Consider the following 18,375-nt stretch of genomic DNA (forward strand, 5'->3'; position numbering starts at 1 on the left):
CAGTGGACTTTACCTTCAGGCCAGGGTGCCTGCAGTCGCAACTCGGCAGGCGTGATGGGCGGCCAGGCACCCTGGCGGCTTTGTGGTGCAGTTAAACAACAAGGGAGCAGGCAAGCGACGGGGGCTCCCCGTCTTGAGAAAGAATGCTACGGTGTCAATTTGATATTCTGAATCCTCAAAAAAAGAAAAAAATAAGGAAACATAATGAAAAAGCTAATGATCGCAGTTGCAGCAACCCTGGCCATGACAGCCTCCAGCAGCTGGGCTGAACAGGTGCTTCGCCTGTCGCATAACGCGGCACCGGGTAATCCCAAGGCGGAGGCTTCGCTGAAGTTTGCCGAGCTGGTGACCGCAAAGACCGAGGGGCGCGTCAGGGTCGAGGTGGGCGGCAGCGCCCAGTATGGCGATGACGCCGAATCCCTGACCAACATGCGCCTGGGTTCGCTGGCGTTCAGTGCCAACTCCCAGGGTACGACCTCCGCTGTTGTGCCGCAGTTCGCGACCCTTGGGCTGCCCTTCCTGTTCCGGGATTTACAGCATGCCTACAGGGTTGTCGACGGTCCGGTTGGCGACAGGCTCAACGAACTGGCCCAGGACAAGGGGCTGGTGCTGCTGGCGCTGTGGGACAACGGTATTCGGCACGTCAGTAACAATACCCGCCCGATCACCAAGCCGGAAGACCTGCCGGGCATCAAGCTGCGTACACCGCCAGACCCCATCACGCTGGATATCTTTAATTCCCTGGGTGCCAACCCTGCTCCGCTGGCTTTTTCGGAACTTTATATCGCGCTGCAGCAGGGCGTCTTCGACGGCCAGGAAAACCCGCTGATGAACATCTACTCGTCCAAGCTGTACGAAGTGCAGAAGTACATCTCCCTGACGGGGCACAAGTATGAAACCACGCCGCTGCTGGCCAGCAAGATGCTGTGGAACCAGCTGTCCGAGGAGGACCAGCAGGCGATCCGGGCGGCAGCGGCAGAGGCCGGCAAGCTGAACCGCGATATGTCCCTTGCCGCGGACGCGGATCTGCGTAAAAAACTCATCGACGCCGGGGTGGAGATCAATGAGGTTGAGCAGGCACCCTTCATGGAAAAAACCAAGTCGGTCTACGACAAGTGGTCGGAACAATACCCGGACCTGATCAAGCTGCTCGTGGCGGAGGCAGGCAAGCAATGATGGCGGCCCACTCACCCAGTACTGTGACCCCCCTGGGCGTCTCGGCCGCGGTGGTAAAGTGGGTCGATAATGTGATCGTGGTCACCGGTTCGGTGATCGCGATCTCATCCCTCGTCATCATGTTCGTTTCCTTGATGGCAGAGGTGATCGTCCGCTATCTCACCAACCAGGGTATGGGCTGGCCGACCGAAATGCCCAATATCCTGTTCCCCTGGCTCGTCATGAGCGGTGTGGTGCTGGCGGCTCAGCGCGGCCAGCACATCGCCGTCACTGCCATCAACGGTCTGCTGAGTCGCGGGGGCAATCGGGTGTTGCTGCTCGGACAGCAGATACTGGTCGCAGCGACCTTCTTTTATCTCGCCTGGGTGGGTCTTGATGTCATCGAGATCACCGGCAGTGAAGTGTATCCGGTGACCGGCATCACGGCGCGCTGGGCGTATCTCGCCCTGATCGTCGGGTTTGTCGGGCTGGGCGTCACGGCACTGACCACCCTTGTGCGCCTGTTGCAGGTCAGCAATCCACTGGCCGTGCGCGCGCATCACCCCGAGGAGGATGTATGACTTTAGTGATGGTTCTTGTGTTCGGGGCGCTGCTGGTGCTGGCGCTACCGGTCGGCTATGCGCTGGTGATCAGTTCCGGCCTGGCGGCGATCACGGTCGGGGGCATGCCGGGCGTCGCCATGGTGGTGAAAATCTTCCAGCCCACGCAGAGCTTTCCGCTGCTGGCCATTCCGTTCTTCATGCTGTCCGGCAGCCTGATGATGAGCGGAACCCTGGGCAAGCGGCTGATCCACTTTGCGACCTCGCTGGTGGGCCGCTTTCACGGCGGCCTGGGCCAGGTGACCGTGATCGGCTCGACGGTTTTCGGGGGCGTGTCCGGCTCTGCCGTTGCAGAGGCCTCTGCCCTGGGCTCCATGCTGATTCCCTGGCAGAAACGCGAAGGTTATCCGGCGGCGTTCGCGGCCTCGGCCACGGCATCGTCCTCGGTGATTGCCGGGCTGATACCGCCATCTATCCCGCTTATTCTCTTCGCCACGGTGTCCAACCAGTCCATTGCCGCCCTGTTCCTGGCGGGCATTGTGCCAGGTTTGCTGCTGTGCCTGGGTTTCATGCTGGTGTGTTATTTCTCCGGGCGCCTGCGCGGGTTCAAGCGCCTGACGGCGAAGATCACCGCGCGGGACCTGTTGCGGGCGACGCTGAATGCGGCGCCGGCACTGGCAATGCCGGCATTCATCGTTGTACTGCTGCGGGCCGGCATTGCCACGCCAACGGAGGTCAGCGTACTTGCGGTGGCCTACGGTCTGGCGGTCAGTTCTCTTATCTACCGTGATCTGACGGTGCGGCGCCTGTACGACGCCCTGATACATACGGCGGTGACCACCGGCGTGGTGATGCTGGTGATCGCGGCGTCAAACCTGGTGGGCTATGTCTTGACGGTGGAGTCTGTGCCAACGGCCGTGGCCGAGTGGGCGCTGGATACCCTCAAGTCACCGGTGATGATCATACTCATGATGAACCTGATCATGCTGGCGGTCGGGATGTTCCTCGATCTGCCGGCTGCCATCCTGCTGCTGGGGCCGACCTTTGTCGCGATCGGCAACGCCATTGGCCTGGATCTGGTGCAGCTTGGCATCATGATGGCGGTCAACCTGAGCATCGGCCTCTTTACACCGCCGGTGGGTACGACCCTGTTCATTGCCGCGGCCATTTCCCGCGAGCCGGTCGGCAATATCACCCGTGAACTCTGGCCGTTTTACCTTGTGGCCATCAGTGTGCTGGGTCTCGTTTCCTTCGTTCCGGCGTTTATCCTCTACTAACCCTGTGGCTCCCGCCACGTCGGGGGCCTGTTTCCGAAAAGGTTAAAGCATGAAGACGATTGCATTCGCCGGTCTCGGCGCGATGGGGCTTCCCATGGCCAAAAACCTACTGGCCGGCGGCTTCAGCCTCCGGGGTATCGATCTCAATGCCCAGGCACTCGGTGCGCTGGAGGCCGCCGGTGCCGGGCCTGCCGGCTCCACACAGGCCGCAGCACAGGGCGCCGACGTGCTGGTGCTGATGGTGGTCAATGCCGCCCAGGCCGAGCAGGTGTTGTTCGCCGACGGTGCCCTCAGTGCGCTGAACGCAGACGGTATCGTGTGCCTGATGGCCACCTGTCCGCCGGGGGCGGTGCAGGCAATTGCCCACCGGGTGGTGGCAACAGGTCGGCGTTTTGTCGATGCGCCGGTTTCCGGTGGTGTGGCCGGGGCCGTGGCGGGGTCGCTGACCATTATGGCCGCCGCTGAGCGTGCGGTGTATGACGAGGTGCTGCCGGTTTTTCAGGCCATGGGGCAGCGCATCTTTCATGTGGGCGAAAAGCCGGGGCAGGGGGCAACGGTGAAGACCGTGAACCAACTGCTGTGTGGCGTGCACATTGCCGTTGTCGCTGAAGCCCTGGCTCTGGCTGCGAAGGTGGGGGTGGATCTTGCGGTGCTGCTGGAGATTATGGGCGGCTCTGCGGCATCGAGCTGGATGCTGAAGGACCGCGGGCCTCGCATGCTTGAGCCGGACCCGCAGATCACGAGTGCTGTGGATATCTTTGTCAAGGATCTGGGAATAGTGATGGAAACCGGGCGGGAGGTGCAGGCGGCCTTGCCGATCGCAGCGGTCGCCCACCAGCTGTTTCTGGCCACCGCAGGACGCGGTGCCGGCCGCGCCGATGACAGCCAGGTCATTCGCAGCTATTACGCGCTCAATGGTCTGGTCTGACTCTGTAAACCTCGAATCGCAGGGGCCGCTTGCGTCGCTTTAGCCATGTTGCATCTGGGCAATAGCGGCCCCGTGTACTTTTTTCAGCGCTCTCCTGGCAGGGAGAGCGTGCAGGAGGGTTTCTGCCATGAATCCGATAGAACTACAGCCCCTGGCCCATGCGATCCGTTTTCTTTCCATCGATGCGATTGTCCGTGCCGGCGAGGGGCACCAGGGCGTGCCACTTGGCATGGCCGAAATCGCCACCGCGCTCTTCACGCAGCATCTGAAGTTTAACCCCGAAGACCCCGCCTGGCCTGATCGCGACCGCTTCGTGCTGTCGAACGGCCATGGTTCCATGCTGCTTTATTCGCTGCTCCATCTGACCGGTTACCAGGAAATCAGTCTGGATCAGGTCCGGCGCTTTCGTAAGCTGGGGGCCGCCTGTGCCGGCCATCCCGAGATCGATCCGGCCTGTGGTATCGAGGTCACGACGGGCCCGCTTGGCCAGGGCATCGCCAATGCTTTTGGCATGGCGGTGGCGGAAGCCTATCTCAATGCGAAGTTCGGCGCCGGGCTGGTCGATCACTTTACCTACGCCTTTGTCGGCGACGGCTGCCTGCAGGAAGGGGTCGGGCAGGAGATGATTTCCCTGGCCGGGCATCTGGGCCTTGGCAAGCTGGTTCTGTTCTGGGATGACAACCGGATTACCGATGATGGCAGCACCGAACTGTCGATCAGCGAGAATGTTGCGGCGCGCTTTGGCGTTGCCGGCTGGCACGTGCTTGAAATCGATGGGCATGATATCGCCGCAGTGTCGGCCGCGATCAAGCTGGCGAAGCGGGATTCCCGGCCGTCGCTGATCGCCTGTCGTACCGTAATCGGGCGCGGCATTCCCCGTGTTCAGGGACAGCGTGCGGGTCATAGTGCGCAGCTGCAGGTGGAAGATGCCGCCGCCGCGCGGGATCTGCTGGGCTGGCCCTATCCGCCCTTTGACGTACCTGAGCCCATTCTTGCGGCCTGGCGCGCCGCCGGCCAGCGCAGTCGACCGGACTACAGCGCCTGGAAGGCCCGGCTCGCGGCGCTGCCGGCCCACGAAAAAGCCGAGTTCGAGCGCGTGCAGGCGGGCGAGCTGCCACCGGGCTGGCGCGAGGTGCTGCATGCCTACAAGCGCCGCGCGGCGGGCGATGACACCGCCAGGCCCGGTATCCATACCTCGGCCGAAATCAACGACCTTCTGGTCGATATATTGCCGGAGCGGATCGTGGGCTGTGCCGATCTCGAGGCACCCACCTCGCACAAGCGCAGCCTGCAGGCCTTTACCGCACAGAACCGGGCGGGTGCCTATGTTCACTGCGGTGTGCGGGAGCATGTAATGGGCGCCATGGCCAACGGTCTGGCGGCACACGGTGGCGTGATACCGCTGGCGTTGACCTATCTGGCATTTTCCGACTACGAGCGCCCGGCGATGCGCCTGGCTGCGCTGATGGGGTTGCCGGTGAAATTTGTCTTCAGCCACGATTCCATCGGTGTGGGCACGAACGGCCCGACACATCAGCCGGTTGAAATCCTGGCCTCATTGCGGGCAATGCCCAACATGCTGGTGCTGCGTCCGGCGGACGCGGTTGAGGCCGCGGAGTGCTGGGAGATTGCGCTGGAGCACCGCAGCGGCCCGAGCAGCCTGGTGTTCGCCCGCCAGGCGCTGGCACCGGTGCGGCAGGGGCAGCAGGACGAGAACCTCTCGCGGCGCGGTGCCTATGTGCTTGCCGCTGCAGAGGGTGGCGAGCGGGCTGTCACCTTGCTTGCGACGGGATCGGAGGTGTCCATCGCGATGGATGCCCGCCGGGCATTGCAGGGACAGGGAGTACCGACCGCGGTGGTTTCAATGCCCTGCTGGGAGCTTTTCGACGCCCAGGATGCGGCCTATCGCAGCGCGGTGCTGGGCCCCGGCACCGTACGTGTCGGCATTGAGGCGGCGGTGCGTTTGGGCTGGGATCAGTATCTGGGTTCCCGTGGCGGCTTTGTCGGCATGTCCGGGTTTGGCTTGTCGGGGGCTGCCGAGGCCCTTTACGAGCATTTCGGTATCACGGTGGCAGCGGTTGTTGCCCAGGCCAGGCGCCTGCTCTAAGCCAGTTCAGGAGAAAAGTACTATGCACAGAATCGTATTTCTTGATCGATCGACTATTGCCCCGCAGATTCGCCTGCGCCGCCCGGATTTCGAGCACGGGCTGGTGGAGCACGATCATACCCGTCCAGAACAGGTCCTCGAGCGACTGGCCGGTGCCACCATAGCGATCACCAACAAGGTGGCACTGCGGGCCGATGTGCTCGAACAGCTCCCGAACCTGCGCCTGATTGCGGTGGCCGCCACCGGCACGGACTGCGTAGACAAGGCCTATTGCCAGCGCGCCGGTATCGCCGTCACGAATATCCGGGGTTATGCGGTGAATACGGTGCCCGAGCATACCTTCGCGCTGATGCTGGCATTGCGGCGCAACCTGGTGGCGTACCGGGACGATGTGCTTGCCGGTGAGTGGCAGAAATCGGGCCAGTTCTGTTTCTTTAACCACCCGATCCACGACCTTGCCGGTGCGAGGCTTGGCATCATCGGTGAGGGTATTCTGGGCCAGCGTGTTGCCGACATCGCCCGTGCCTTCGGCATGGTACCGCTGTTCGCGACACACAAGGGCAAGAGCGGCTTTGGTCGGCTCTATACGCCCTGGGAGGAGGTGCTTGAAACGAGCGACATTATCAGTCTGCACAGCCCGCTCACGCCTCAAACCCATGGCATGATCGGCCTGGCGGAATTACGCGCCATGCAGCGGCATCCATTGCTGATCAATACTGGTCGGGGGGGGCTGGTGGATGAAGCGGCACTGGTGCAAGCACTGGATGAGGGCTGGATCAGTGGCGCCGGTTTTGACGTGGCCGAGGGGGAACCCCCAGCGCCGGATAGTCCGCTTATGCGAATAGCCGGCCGTTCGAATGTCATTCTCACACCCCATGTCGCCTGGGCTTCCGATGAAGCCCAGCAGGCGCTGGCCGACCAACTGATGGACAATATCGAGGGCTTTGTCAGGGGCAAGCCGCGCAACCAGGTGTAAGGATCTGTTCGCAACAGCAGGTCGCAGCCAGACCCCTGCCCCGGTGCAGGGGTCTTTGTTTCTGGCCGTCGGGCTTGCCTTCAGCCTGGCGTGGGCGTTAAACCGCTGTGCCTTCCATCGGATAACCGGCGTCCAGCCAGCCGGCTTTGCCTTCGACGAACTCCATGACGTTGCGATAGCCGGCAGCGGCCAGTATCTGGGCCGCGATACTGGAGTTCTGGCATTCGGTGCTGGCGCAGTACACCACGATGCTGGCGTCCTTGTCGGGCAGTGCGCTGGGGGCGAGCAGGCGGATTTCGTCATGGGGCAGGTTGATGGCGCCGGGCAGGTGCTCGGCGTCGTAGTAGCGCGCGGGCAGGGCTTCTACCAGCAGGGTGGGCTCGCCGGCGTCCAGCCGGGCCTTGAGGGCGTCCCGCGTGATGGTGCTGTAGCTGGGCGCACGGGTGGGCTGGCTTGCGGGCGGATTCACGGACTGATTGATGGGCGTGTTCATGGCAACGTCTCCCGGTTTGGGTTTTCGGTGCTGTGGGTCACCTGCGAGCGCTGTCTGATCGAAGGTGGTGGTTTGGTTGCATTTGCAACCTGATGTCAGGCTAGGCTGTTTTGGTTGTAGTTGCAACCTGTTCTGTCTAGACTTGTTTTCATGAAGCCACGATTGAATGAACAGACGATCAGGACCTGGGCCCGGCTGGTGCGCACCGAAACCGCGCTGGTGGACCAGGTGCAGACCGCATTGAAGGCCGCGGGCCTGCCGCCGCTGGGCTGGTACGACGTGCTGCTGGAGTTGCAGCGCGCACCGGGTGGCGAGTTGCGCCAGTATGAAATTGGTGCCCAGACGCTGCTGACGAAATACAACCTGTCCCGCCTGGTCGACCGGCTGCAGCGCGAGGCGCTGGTGGAGCGCCACGCCTGCGCCGAGGATGGCCGCGGCAATCTTGTACGCATTACGCAAGCGGGGCACGAGTTGCTGCAGCGCATCTGGCCGGTCTACGCGGCCGTGCTTGAGACGCAGTTTGAAAATCGCCTCACCACTGATGAAATCCTTAGCCTCGAGCGGATTCTGAACAAGCTGGCATAGGCGGTTGCCTGATGGCCCCTGCTCTCCATGCCCCCGGGTCCTCGTCCCTGGCATGCCTATTCGGGGTAAACTGTAATCAGATTAATAGCACCCGATAGGGAGCGGCAGCACCGTTATGAATGATTCACCGCAAGACCCCTGGGGACAGCCGATGACCGCTGCGCCGGCCGTGCCGCAAGCGCCGGATGCGCTGGAGGGCGAGCAGACTCCCGAATCGCGGGCTCAGCTGGCGCCGTCTGTTTCCTGGTTGTGCGCCCTGGGGCACAATCTTCGCGCAGGGGCTGGTCTGGCGCTGGGACGCTCGCCGTCGGTGGCGCAACTGCACACCGGGCTGGAGCAATGCCTGCTGATGGCGTTCTTGCTGCTGATTCTGGAGCTCGGTGGCGCCTACCTGGGCACCGAGGCGCCGGTGCTGTTCGATGGTTATGGTCTGAATTACCTGGGCGCCAGCTGGCTGTTCAGCCTGCTGGCGCTGCTGCTGGTGACGCGGCTTGCCGGTGGCACGGTCGCCGGCTTTGCCCCGCTACTGGTGGCGTTTCTTGGCGCGGCCCTGTTTATCACGCTGGTGTCACAGCTGCTGTGGCAACTGGCACTGTCAGGGTCCCAGGCCTGGGGCCTTTTTGTCGCCCTGTTGCTCTGGCAGGGGCTGGTGGTCGTGCGGTTGCTGCGTGTTTTCGCAGGCGCAGGCCCGCTGCGGCGGCTGGTGCTGGGCGGGCTCTACAGCCTGGCGCTGTTTGCCAGTGCCTGGATGCTGCCGCGCAATGACCTCTGGTATACCGATGCGTCCGCCGCCGAACAGGCCGCAGTGCCGATGGCACTGGATGTGGAATCGGTGTTCTATGCCCAGCCAGGCCTGATGCAGCAAAACCTGGCGGCGCTCGAACCGCAGCGCCCCGGCGTAACCGACCTCTACCTGCTGGCACTGGGGGGCTTTGGGCTGGAGGATGTGTTTCTCAAGGAGGTGGAGTTTGTCCGCGAGCAGTTCGACCGCCAGTACGATACCGCCGGCCGCTCGGTCATTTTGGCCAACAACCCGGCCACGGTGGAGCAGTATCCGCTGGCCAGCGGTCCGAATCTTGCGCGGGGGCTGGCCAGCGTGGCGCAGAAAATGGATACGGACGAGGATGTGCTGTTTCTGTTCATGACCTCCCACGGCAGCCGGGACCACCGCTTTTCGCTGGAGTTCGGCCCTGTGGAGCTGCATGACCTGACACCCGAGCAGGTACGCCAGGCGCTGGATGATGCCGGAATTCGCTGGCGCGTGATTCTGGTCTCGAGCTGTTTTTCCGGTGGCTTTATCGAGGCGCTGCAAAGCCCGCAGACGCTGGTTATCACCGCGGCTGCTGCGGATCGAACCTCCTTTGGCTGTGGTGTGGACAGCGACTTTACCTGGTTCGGTACCGCTTTCTTCAAGCAGGCGCTGCCGCGCCAGCCCCGTTTCATTCAGGCCTTCGATATCGCCAGGCGCTGGGTCACCGAGAAGGAAGAGCGTGAAGAGCTTGGCGCCTCGCTGCCGCAGATGTTTGTCGGCGATGCCATCGAACAAAAACTGGAGAGCCTGTATCAGGAACCCGGTCTGCAGGCGGCATTCAGTTCCGCTCAGCCCGAACCACTATGTGACCGCGCCGTGCTGACCTGCGAACCCTGACAGGACGACAGCGCACGGCCGCGCCATGACCGTCACCCTCCACACAGCCCTGTTCGTACTTGAACCCGCCTGACGCCGACCTGGCGCAGTCTGCCGGGCGCTGCTGGCGCCTGGCAGGCCGAGTCGACACAGGGCAGTGGGAAAGGGCGTATAATGCGCGCGTACTCAGCGCCCTTATTCTGTTACAGGAGTTCAGATCCTTGGCCGCCCTCACGCTGTTTTTTCGCGAACTCTTTCTCGAGATTCGCATGGTTTCCCTTACCCTGTTCAAGATCATGATCCCGGTTATCCTGGCGGTAAAGCTGCTGGAATACATGGGCGGCGTTGAGCTGCTGGGCCAGTTGCTGGGGCCGCTGATGGCGCTGATCGGCTTGCCGGAGTCCATGGGGCTGGTGTGGGCTGCGACCATGGCCAGTAATATCTACGCCGGCATGATCGTGTTCTTCACCCAGCCGCAGCAGGAAGCGCTGACGGTGGCACAGGTGACGGTACTGGCCGGCCTGATGCTGATGGCCCACGGCTTGCCCATCGAGGCGCGCATTGCACAAAAGGCCGGGGTGCGGCTGGGGCCGACGTTGCTGCTGCGCATCGGCGGCGGATTCCTGTTCGCGTTCGCCTTGCACCTCATCTACGGCCAGGGCGGCTGGCTGCAGCAGCCGAACGAGTTGTTGTGGCAGCCGGCGGCGGTGGATACGAGCCTCAGCGGCTGGTTGTGGACGCAGGGACAGAGCCTGCTGATGGTGCAGCTGGTGATTATCCTGTTGCTGACGGCGCTGAAAATTCTGCGCCTTGTCGGCGTTGAGCGGCTGATGTTCTGGCTGTTGCAGCCGCTGCTGCGTCTGCTCGGGATCGGTACCCAGGCCACTACCATTACCATCGTCGGTGTGACCCTGGGGCTGTCGTTCGGGGGCGGGCTACTGATCAAGGAAGCCCAGACCGGTGATATATCCAAACGGGATGTATTTGCATCCATGGCGTTTCTTGGCCTGTGTCACAGCCTGATCGAGGACACCCTGCTGGTGATGCTGCTCGGTGCACACCTGTCCGGCATTCTCTGGTTTCGCCTGGCGTTTTCCCTCATCTGCATTGCGCTGCTGACACGCTGGATGGACAGGCGCAGCCCCGCGTTTCATCAGCGCTATCTGGTCAGGCCGGATTAACGCTTTTCGCATGGTAAGGGTGGCGGAAGTTGTTACACTGTTGCCGCTTGCTGGTTTGACTATTCGGTCAAATTAAACTTTGAGAATCTTATGGACGAGTCAACCAAAAAAGGCGTGATATTCGCACTGACGGCCTACATCCTCTGGGGTATAGCGCCGGTGTACTTCAAGCAGATGCAGACAATTGCCGCGCCGGAAATTCTGGCACACCGGATTGTCTGGTCCTTTGTGCTTACGCTGGGGCTGATTGCGCTGTTCAACAAGCGCGAACTGCTGATGGCCGCCCTGAGATCCGGTCGCGCGCGCTGGGCGCTTATGGCCTCCACCACGCTGATCGCCATTAACTGGGGCGTGTTTATCTGGGCGGTGAACAACAATTACATGCTGGACGTGAGCCTGGGGTATTACGTCAACCCGCTGATCAATATCCTGCTGGGTATGCTGTTCTTTCGCGAGCGGCTCGACCGGGTGCGTACCATCGCGGCGATCCTGTGCCTGGCGGCGGTGGTGTTTGAAGTGGTGCAGTTTGGTCGCCTGCCCTGGATTGCACTGGTGGTGGGTTGCAGCTTTGCCTTCTATGGCCTGGTGCGCAAGAAACTCGGCGTCGACAGCTTCACCGGCATGGCGCTGGAAACCGGCCTGCTGCTGCCGGTGGCCATGGGCTATCTGCTGTTGACCAGTAGCCCCACCAGCAACCTGTTAGAAAATTCCGGCTGGACCAACCTGCTGCTGTTCGCCGCAGGCCCCGTCACCATGGTGCCGCTGATGTGCTTTGCCGCGGCGGCCAACCGCATCAGCCTTACAGCACTGGGTTTCTTCCAGTACATCGGCCCCAGCGGCATGTTCCTGCTGGCGGTGTTTGTCTACGACGAACCCCTGGGTCCGGAAAAGCTGGTGACCTTCGGCCTGATCTGGCTGGCGCTGATCATCCTGACGCTGGACTCGCTGCGCAAGATGCACCGCAGGCGCGCCCTGCAGCCATCCTGATCCCGGCGCCATGAAAAAAGCCCGCGCTCCTTCTGGAGTGCGGGCTTTTTTACAGCCTGCCGATGATGATCTGGCCGTCAGTAATCAGCCTTCACGAATCACGAATCACGAATCACGAACCACCAATGCCCAATCAGAGCGCTTCGACCCTGGCGCGTTTGCAGGGATTGTCGCCTGTGACTTTTGTGCATGGCAGGCTGCAAAATTGTAATTTGCCGTGATAGTCGTATTTGTTTCTGATAAGCCGAGCTTCTTTCGCCTTATTCAGGACAGTACAACACTATGACGCGTTACGACGTTCGTATCGAGCATGACCTTATCGGTGAGCTGGAGGTGCCCGCTGGCGCACTGTTTGGCGTGCAAACCCAGCGGGCCATCAAGCTGTATCCACTCAACGGCGAGAAGCCGCTGTCGGCCTATCCCGAGTTGCTGCGCGGATTGCTGCGGGTGAAAAGGGTGGCCGCGCACACCAACATGCTGACCGGTGAACTGGACAGGGAACTGGGCCAGGCGATCATTGACGCTGTCGACCAGTTGCTTGAACAGAGCCCGCCTGAGTACTTTCCGGTGCATGCCTTTCACGGCGGCGGCGGCATATCCAGTAACATGAATGTCAATGAGGTCATCGCCAACCTGGCCAATCGCGATGCCTTCGGCAAGCCCCTGGGAACTTACTCGCCCATTCATCCCAATGATCATGTGAACCTGAACAATTCCACCAGTGATGCCTTGAGCACGGCTTGTCACCTGGCTGTGATCAGCACATGGTCGTCGCTGGAAGCGGCGCTGGGTGAGCTGATCGAGACCCTGGATGCACAGGCATTGCGGTTGCAGCAGGTGCTGAAAATATCCCGGACCTGCCTGCAGGACGCCGTTGAAATCAGCTTTGCCGACATGCTCGGGGGTTATTCCTCCCTGGTGAAGCGCAACCGCCGGCGCCTGACAACGGATGTGGATGCGCTCCATGCCGTGAATCTGGGTGGCAACATTATTGGCCGGCGCGGTGACTGTGCGGATGCTTTTTTTGAGCGCTGCATCGCGGAAATGAATCGGCAGATGGCCAGTGAGCGCTTTGAACACACAGATAACCTGTTTGACAGCTCGCAGAATCACGACAAGCTGGTGCGCGTTTCGGCAGGGATTGATCAGCTATCCCGCGCTTTGCTAAAGATTGCCAAGGACTTCAGGCTCATGGCTTCCGGGCCACAGACCGGCTTTGGGGAAATATCGTTGCCCGCCGTGCAGCCGGGTTCCTCGGCCATGCCTGGCAAGGTGAATCCGACCATCGCCGAGTACCTGGTGCAGTGCTGCATGCAGGTCTGCGGCCATTGTTATTCGGTGCAGATGACCCAGGATCATGGCGAGCTGGACTACACGCCCTGGCAGTCCATCGTGATCAACAACCTGCTGGACGGCATGACCTGCCTTGAAAGCGGTATCAGGGCCTTTAGCCGCCATTGCCTGGAGGGCATTGAACCCAATCTCGAGCGCAATGCCGCCAACGTCAATAGCCTGATTCCCACCGTCATGCGGCTCAAGAAAGCGCGGGGGTATTCCTATGCGTCCCGCATTTATAAGGAAACCGGCGGTGAGCTGGAGCTGATTCGCCAGCACCTGGATGAATAGGGCCGTCGCGGGCTTGGCTGTGCCGTCGGCTGCAAGGATGAGTTTTTTGCAGCCCGGCATACCCTAATGTCAATTGTGCTTAACCCCCCTCACTTTTATGCTCGCTTGCAACGATAAGGGGTATCGGCAGACACCGCAGGGCGGGGCCTGATACTTCTGATTTTCGACTCTCCCGGCCACTCTGGCGGGAGCTGTTCGAGCGAGCCTCTAAACGATCGATAGTGCTAAGCGGAGCATCAGATGGACACTACAAAAAGCATCCCCCTGTCCTGGGCCAATGACTGGCTGCAACAGGCTAAACATCAGTATATCGACGGACAATGGGTGGCCGGTGCGAGCCAGGACAGCTGGGTCGTCAGCAATCCTGCGAACCGCCAGACGCTGTGCAGCTTTGCCATGGCCGATGCCGAACAGATTGAGTACACAGCGCAAGTCGCCCATGAGCGCCACCTGGACGGTACCTGGTCCAAGGTCAGTCGCACGCAGCGCGCCACTATGCTGCGCCAGATTGCCAGCCTGATTCGTGAAAATACCGAAAAGCTGGCGGTGCTGGAAACTCTGGCCAACGGCAAGCTGTTTACAGAATCCATGGCCGATGACATTCCGACCTGTGCCGATATATTCGACTATTACGCTGGCTGGACCGACAAGTTTTACGGTGAAACCTCACCGGTGGATGATGGCTTCCTGAACTACACCCTGAAGGAACCCGTTGGCGTATGCGGCCTGATCGCACCCTGGAACTTCCCGCTGTACCAGGCGAGCCTGAAAATAGCGCCGGCGCTGGCCATGGGCAATACCGTTATTATCAAACCCTCCGAATATACGCCGCTGACGGTGATTTACCTGATGGAGCTGATTGATCGTCACCTTGACTTCCCCAGGGGCGTGATCAACATGCTGCTGACCGACGGCAAGATGGCGAATCAGCTGACCCTGAGTGACAACGTGCACAAGATCTCCTTTACCGGCAGCACCGGTGTGGGGCGCAAGATCGTACAGAACTCCGGCGGCTCAAACCTGAAGGCGACAACGCTGGAACTGGGTGGCAAGTCCCCCTGCATTTTCTTCGAGGATACGCCTGATCTCGAAGGGGCCATCGACCGCGCCTTCACCGTGATGTTTTCCCACAAGGGTGAGAAGTGTTCCGAGCCGACCCGTTTCCTGATCCACGACAGCCTATACGACCAGGTGCTCGCGGCGCTGGTCGAAAAAGCCAATGCGGTGAAGTGCGGTAACCCGTTCGACGCGGACGTTACTCAGGGGCCGCAGTGCAACGAAGCCCAGTTCAACAAGATCATGGAGTACATCGAGATCGGCAAAACGGAAGCCGAACTGGTGGCCGGTGGTTATGCCGATACCGAGGGTGACAACGCCAACGGCTACTTTATTCGTCCGACCATCTTTTCCAATGTGGATCAAAACGCACGCATAGCCCAGGAAGAGATCTTTGGGCCCGTGCTGTGCTGTACAAGATTCCACACCACGGAAGAAGCGGTGGCCATGGCCAATGGTACGGCCTTTGGCCTGGCGGCGGGGATCTATACCGCCAATGTTGGCCGTGCCCATCGTGTGGCGGAACAGATTGACGCCGGCATGCTCTTTATCAACCGCTATGGCTGCTATGGCCTGAGCAGCCCCTTCGGCGGCTTCAAGCAGAGCGGTTGGGGCAAGGAAATGGCGATCCATTCGCTGTCGTCCTACACCAAGACCAAGTGTGTCTGGGTGTATTTCGGCGACGTCTGACGCAGGGGCTCAAAAGGCGCTTCGGCGCCTTTATGCATTTGGATTGCAGCGGCTGCATGTAGTTGCGTTCAAACGCCCGGAGCGCGAGATCTGACCGTCTGTTACCTGGTCATTAAAGTCTCGTGCGCTTTAATTGGCGGCCTGATTCATGCCTGCTGCAGCGAAATGATCGTGCTTTTGATGATTACATTTTTTCATGGTGGCGGACGTTTATGTCATTTTTGTTTCGGCAGAGGTTACGGCAATATTGCCCCGATTCAAAAAAACTGGACGTCAGCCTCTCTGACTTACAACAATAACTCGGGGGAGATATGAAGAATATCCGACCAATAACGTTCTGGCCCGCATTCGCATGTCTGGCCCTGACGATCATTTATACGATTCTGGATGAGAAGAATTTCATTGCAGCCACTTCGGCGCTGAATTCTTTGATTATTGCCAATCTGTCCTGGCTCTTTAACCTTAGCGCCCTGTCGATGGTTTTTGTAGCCGCCTATGCTTTTGTTGCACCGGTTGGCCGAGTGCGTATTGGTGGGGAAAGCGCTACAGCGATGCTGAGCCCGTTTCGCTGGTTTGCCGTATCCCTGACGACGGTTATCGCCATGGGGATTCTGTTCTGGTCGGTGGCTGAGCCCATTCTGCATTACTACGAGCCGCCCCAGTCCCTGGGCATCAGTGCACAAAGCCCGGAAGCGATGCGCTTTTCCATGTCCACCACCTTCGTGCACTGGACCATCACGCCGTACAGCATTTATACGGTGGCCGGGCTGGCATTCGCGCTGGCGTTCCATAACCTGAAGCTGAGCTTCTCCATTGGCTCCATGCTGCGGCCGTTGCTGGGACGCTGGGTGGATGGTGTCGGCGGCCAGGTGATCGATGGCCTGGCGCTGTTCTCGGTGGTGCTGGGAATGGCGGCAACACTGACGTCGGGCCTGCTGGTTATAGGCGATGGCCTGGAATCGGTACTGGGGATCGAAAAGAGCTCGCTGGTGTATGGCATCATCGCGATCAGTATTATCGGTTCTGCCATCATCTCTGCTGCCTCAGGTCTGCACCGGGGTATTCAGACACTGGCGCGTATTAATACCTGGCTGTATTTCACCGGTGCGCTGTTTATTTTTATCGTTGGTCCTACCGCGTTTATTTTGTCGCTGGGCGTTGAGTCGTTAGGGGTATACCTGTCTGATTTCTTTGCCCGCAATCTGGTCACGGGGGCTTCCGGCAACGACCAATGGCCGGGCTGGTGGACGGTTGCATTCTTTGCCAGTTGGTTTGCCTGGGCGCCGCTGAGCTGCCTGTTCCTGGGCAAGATTGCCCGCGGTTACACGGTGCGACAGTTCATTATCGTTAACCTGCTGCTGCCCTCGGCGTTTGGCTTTCTCTGGTTCAGTATCTTCAGCGGCTCGTCCCTGTTTTTTGATACGACCCAGGGCGGGATCATGTATGCCGCCTATCAGGAAAGCGGCTTTGCGGCGGTAATTTACGTGCTGTTTGATCAGCTGCCCGGCAGCACCCTGCTCAGCGGCCTGTTTATCTTTGCCTGCCTGATCACCTTCATTACCGCGGCAGACTCCAACACCGATGCGATCGGCGGTCTCTGCATCAAGGGTGTTGATGCGCAGAACCTGACTTCGCCTTTGTGGATCAAGGTCTGCTGGGGCAGTGCGATCGGTTTCGTGGCCTGGATCAGTGCCAGCTATATCGGTGTCGATGCCATCAAGATGCTGTTCAACCTCTCCGGGGTGCCCGGCATGCTGATCGTGGTTGGCGCGGCCTTTGCGCTGCTAAAACTGGCGGCCCGGGTTGAGATTAGCGGCCAGACCGTGGAGCTCAAGCCCAACGCTCTGGGCGTGGCACACAGCACCGCCCCGGTACGGCCGCAGGCCAAGCCTGCCGCTGTCTGAGTGCTTCCAGCCGAGTGAGTCGTACCGCAGTTTCGTTGCAAGGATGAGCCGGCGGCTGCCGGCTCTGATTTAAATATTAAGGGGTTAACATGCAATACGTACGTCTGGGCCAGTCCGGCCTCAAGGTATCCCGCCTTTGCCTGGGTACCATGAATATGGGATCCAAAGAGTGGAAACCGTGGATTTTCGACGAGAAGGAGAGCGAACCCATTATTCGCCACGCGCTGGATAACGGCGTCAACTTTATCGACCTGGCGGATTTCTATTCCATCGGTGCCGGTGAAGAAGTGGTGTGCAATGTGCTGCGCCGTATCGGTCGTCGCGACGACATGGTCATCACCACCAAGGTAGGCTATGCCATGAGCGATGACGTCAATGCTCAGGGCCACTCGCGCAAGAACATCTTTAACGCCATCGACAACTCGCTCCAGCGCATGGGCATGGACTATGTCGATATCTACATGCTGCACTATTTCGACACCGAGACACCGCTGGAAGAAACCATGGGTGCGCTGAACGACATAGTGCTGGCCGGCAAGGCACGCTACATAGGCGTATCCACCATGTATACCTGGCAGCTGGCCAAGATCCTGCAGGTTTGCGACAAGAACGGCTGGGCGCGCCCGATCAACATGCAACTGCAGCTTAACTGTGCCTACCGTGAAGAAGAACGGGAAATGATCCCGTACTGCATGGATCAGGGCATCGGTGTTTCCGTGTTCAGCCCGCTGGCCCGCGGTATTCTGACCAGCGACCTGCAATCCACCCGCAACAAGACCGATTTCTTTACCGCCGAGATGTATAACGATCAGGCATCCAGGGATATCGCCCATTCGGTGGCCAAGGTGGCCGATGCCCGCGGCTGCCTGCCGGCGCAGGTTGCCCAGGCCTGGGTGCTGAACAAACGCGAGGTTTCGTCAATGCTGGTGGGTGCCGATACCACGGCGCAGTTCGACAGCGCGCTGGCGGCACTGGAAATGCAGCTCAGTGCCGAAGAGCTCTACGAGCTGGAGCGCAACTACACCCCCTGCGATCTGATCAATGATTACACCGCCGGCAAGCGTATTGCCCGTACTGCGCGTCAGGCCATGGCTCCGTTTGCCGGCTGATTGACGATCAGTGCAGCGAGCCCCTGTGCCGGCTGTTAGATTTGCACCCTGCTGTCTATTTTGCCCCGCCGTTGCGGGGCTTTTTTTTGAGCAGCGACAGGATGGCAGGCCGTT

General features: G+C 60.4%; 16 protein-coding genes. 15 read left to right on the forward strand and 1 reads right to left on the reverse strand.

What is annotated here, in order from left to right; all coding sequences use genetic code 11:
- Nucleotides 1–204 precede the first annotated feature (204 nt).
- The 6 genes from KDW95_RS20980 (at nucleotide 205) to KDW95_RS21005 (ending at nucleotide 7,003) form a co-directional block, all read left to right on the forward strand.
- Entirely contained in the window at nucleotides 205–1,176 is a 972-nt protein-coding gene (locus KDW95_RS20980; RefSeq protein ID WP_255853710.1) for a TRAP transporter substrate-binding protein, read from the forward strand.
- Nucleotides 1,173–1,736, forward strand: coding sequence for a TRAP transporter small permease (locus KDW95_RS20985; protein ID WP_255853711.1), 564 nt, complete (start codon nucleotides 1,173–1,175; stop codon nucleotides 1,734–1,736). Before KDW95_RS20980 ends, KDW95_RS20985 begins: the two co-directional genes overlap by 4 nt.
- Nucleotides 1,733–2,992 (forward strand): TRAP transporter large permease, encoded by a 1,260-nt coding sequence (locus KDW95_RS20990; protein ID WP_255853712.1) that lies wholly within the window; start codon nucleotides 1,733–1,735, stop codon nucleotides 2,990–2,992. Before KDW95_RS20985 ends, KDW95_RS20990 begins: the two co-directional genes overlap by 4 nt.
- A 49-nt stretch (nucleotides 2,993–3,041) precedes the next feature.
- Nucleotides 3,042–3,920: an NAD(P)-dependent oxidoreductase gene (locus tag KDW95_RS20995; RefSeq protein WP_255853713.1), complete on the forward strand. Its 879-nt coding sequence runs from the start codon at nucleotides 3,042–3,044 to the stop codon at nucleotides 3,918–3,920.
- 127 nt (nucleotides 3,921–4,047) lie between these two features.
- The gene (tkt, locus tag KDW95_RS21000; protein ID WP_255853714.1) at nucleotides 4,048–6,027 is read left to right on the forward strand and encodes a transketolase; all 1,980 of its coding nucleotides are present in this window, start codon (nucleotides 4,048–4,050) and stop codon (nucleotides 6,025–6,027) included.
- A gap of 22 nt (nucleotides 6,028–6,049) precedes the next feature.
- A complete protein-coding gene (locus tag KDW95_RS21005; RefSeq protein ID WP_255853716.1) occupies nucleotides 6,050–7,003 on the forward strand; it encodes a D-2-hydroxyacid dehydrogenase in 954 nt (317 codons plus the stop codon).
- A gap of 97 nt (nucleotides 7,004–7,100) precedes the next feature.
- Here the strand turns inward: KDW95_RS21005 and KDW95_RS21010 are convergent, their stop codons facing one another.
- Nucleotides 7,101–7,496: a rhodanese-like domain-containing protein gene (locus KDW95_RS21010; protein ID WP_255853718.1), complete on the reverse strand. Its 396-nt coding sequence runs from the start codon at nucleotides 7,494–7,496 to the stop codon at nucleotides 7,101–7,103.
- A gap of 150 nt (nucleotides 7,497–7,646) precedes the next feature.
- On the opposite strand from KDW95_RS21010, the gene KDW95_RS21015 reads away from it, so the two are divergent.
- From KDW95_RS21015 to KDW95_RS21055, 9 genes are all read left to right on the forward strand, one after another.
- Complete coding sequence (locus KDW95_RS21015; RefSeq protein WP_255853719.1) at nucleotides 7,647–8,081, forward strand: MarR family winged helix-turn-helix transcriptional regulator; 435 nt, start codon at nucleotides 7,647–7,649, stop codon at nucleotides 8,079–8,081.
- Nucleotides 8,082–8,196: 115 nt separating this feature from the next.
- Nucleotides 8,197–9,729 (forward strand): C13 family peptidase, encoded by a 1,533-nt coding sequence (locus KDW95_RS21020; protein ID WP_255853720.1) that lies wholly within the window; start codon nucleotides 8,197–8,199, stop codon nucleotides 9,727–9,729.
- A gap of 200 nt (nucleotides 9,730–9,929) precedes the next feature.
- A complete protein-coding gene (locus KDW95_RS21025) occupies nucleotides 9,930–10,889 on the forward strand; it encodes a hypothetical protein (protein ID WP_255853721.1) in 960 nt (319 codons plus the stop codon).
- A 90-nt stretch (nucleotides 10,890–10,979) separates the two neighbouring features.
- Nucleotides 10,980–11,876: an EamA family transporter RarD gene (gene rarD / locus KDW95_RS21030; RefSeq protein ID WP_255853722.1), complete on the forward strand. Its 897-nt coding sequence runs from the start codon at nucleotides 10,980–10,982 to the stop codon at nucleotides 11,874–11,876.
- Nucleotides 11,877–11,886: 10 nt separating this feature from the next.
- On the forward strand, nucleotides 11,887–12,087 hold the full coding sequence (locus tag KDW95_RS21035; RefSeq protein WP_255853723.1) for a hypothetical protein: 201 nt from the start codon (nucleotides 11,887–11,889) through the stop codon (nucleotides 12,085–12,087).
- 71 nt (nucleotides 12,088–12,158) lie between these two features.
- Entirely contained in the window at nucleotides 12,159–13,502 is a 1,344-nt protein-coding gene (locus KDW95_RS21040) for a lyase family protein (RefSeq protein ID WP_255853724.1), read from the forward strand.
- A gap of 240 nt (nucleotides 13,503–13,742) precedes the next feature.
- Nucleotides 13,743–15,248 carry an aldehyde dehydrogenase family protein gene (locus tag KDW95_RS21045; protein WP_255853725.1) on the forward strand — a complete coding sequence of 502 codons (1,506 nt, stop codon included), beginning with the start codon at nucleotides 13,743–13,745 and terminating at the stop codon, nucleotides 15,246–15,248.
- Between the two features lie 311 nt (nucleotides 15,249–15,559).
- The gene (locus KDW95_RS21050; RefSeq protein WP_255853726.1) at nucleotides 15,560–17,152 is read left to right on the forward strand and encodes a BCCT family transporter; all 1,593 of its coding nucleotides are present in this window, start codon (nucleotides 15,560–15,562) and stop codon (nucleotides 17,150–17,152) included.
- A gap of 89 nt (nucleotides 17,153–17,241) precedes the next feature.
- The gene (locus KDW95_RS21055; protein ID WP_255853727.1) at nucleotides 17,242–18,261 is read left to right on the forward strand and encodes an aldo/keto reductase; all 1,020 of its coding nucleotides are present in this window, start codon (nucleotides 17,242–17,244) and stop codon (nucleotides 18,259–18,261) included.
- The last annotated feature ends 114 nt before the right edge of the window (nucleotides 18,262–18,375 follow it).

This window comes from Marinobacterium rhizophilum, from assembly GCF_024397915.1.
GTDB classification, from domain to species: domain Bacteria; phylum Pseudomonadota; class Gammaproteobacteria; order Pseudomonadales; family Balneatricaceae; genus Marinobacterium_A; species Marinobacterium_A rhizophilum_A.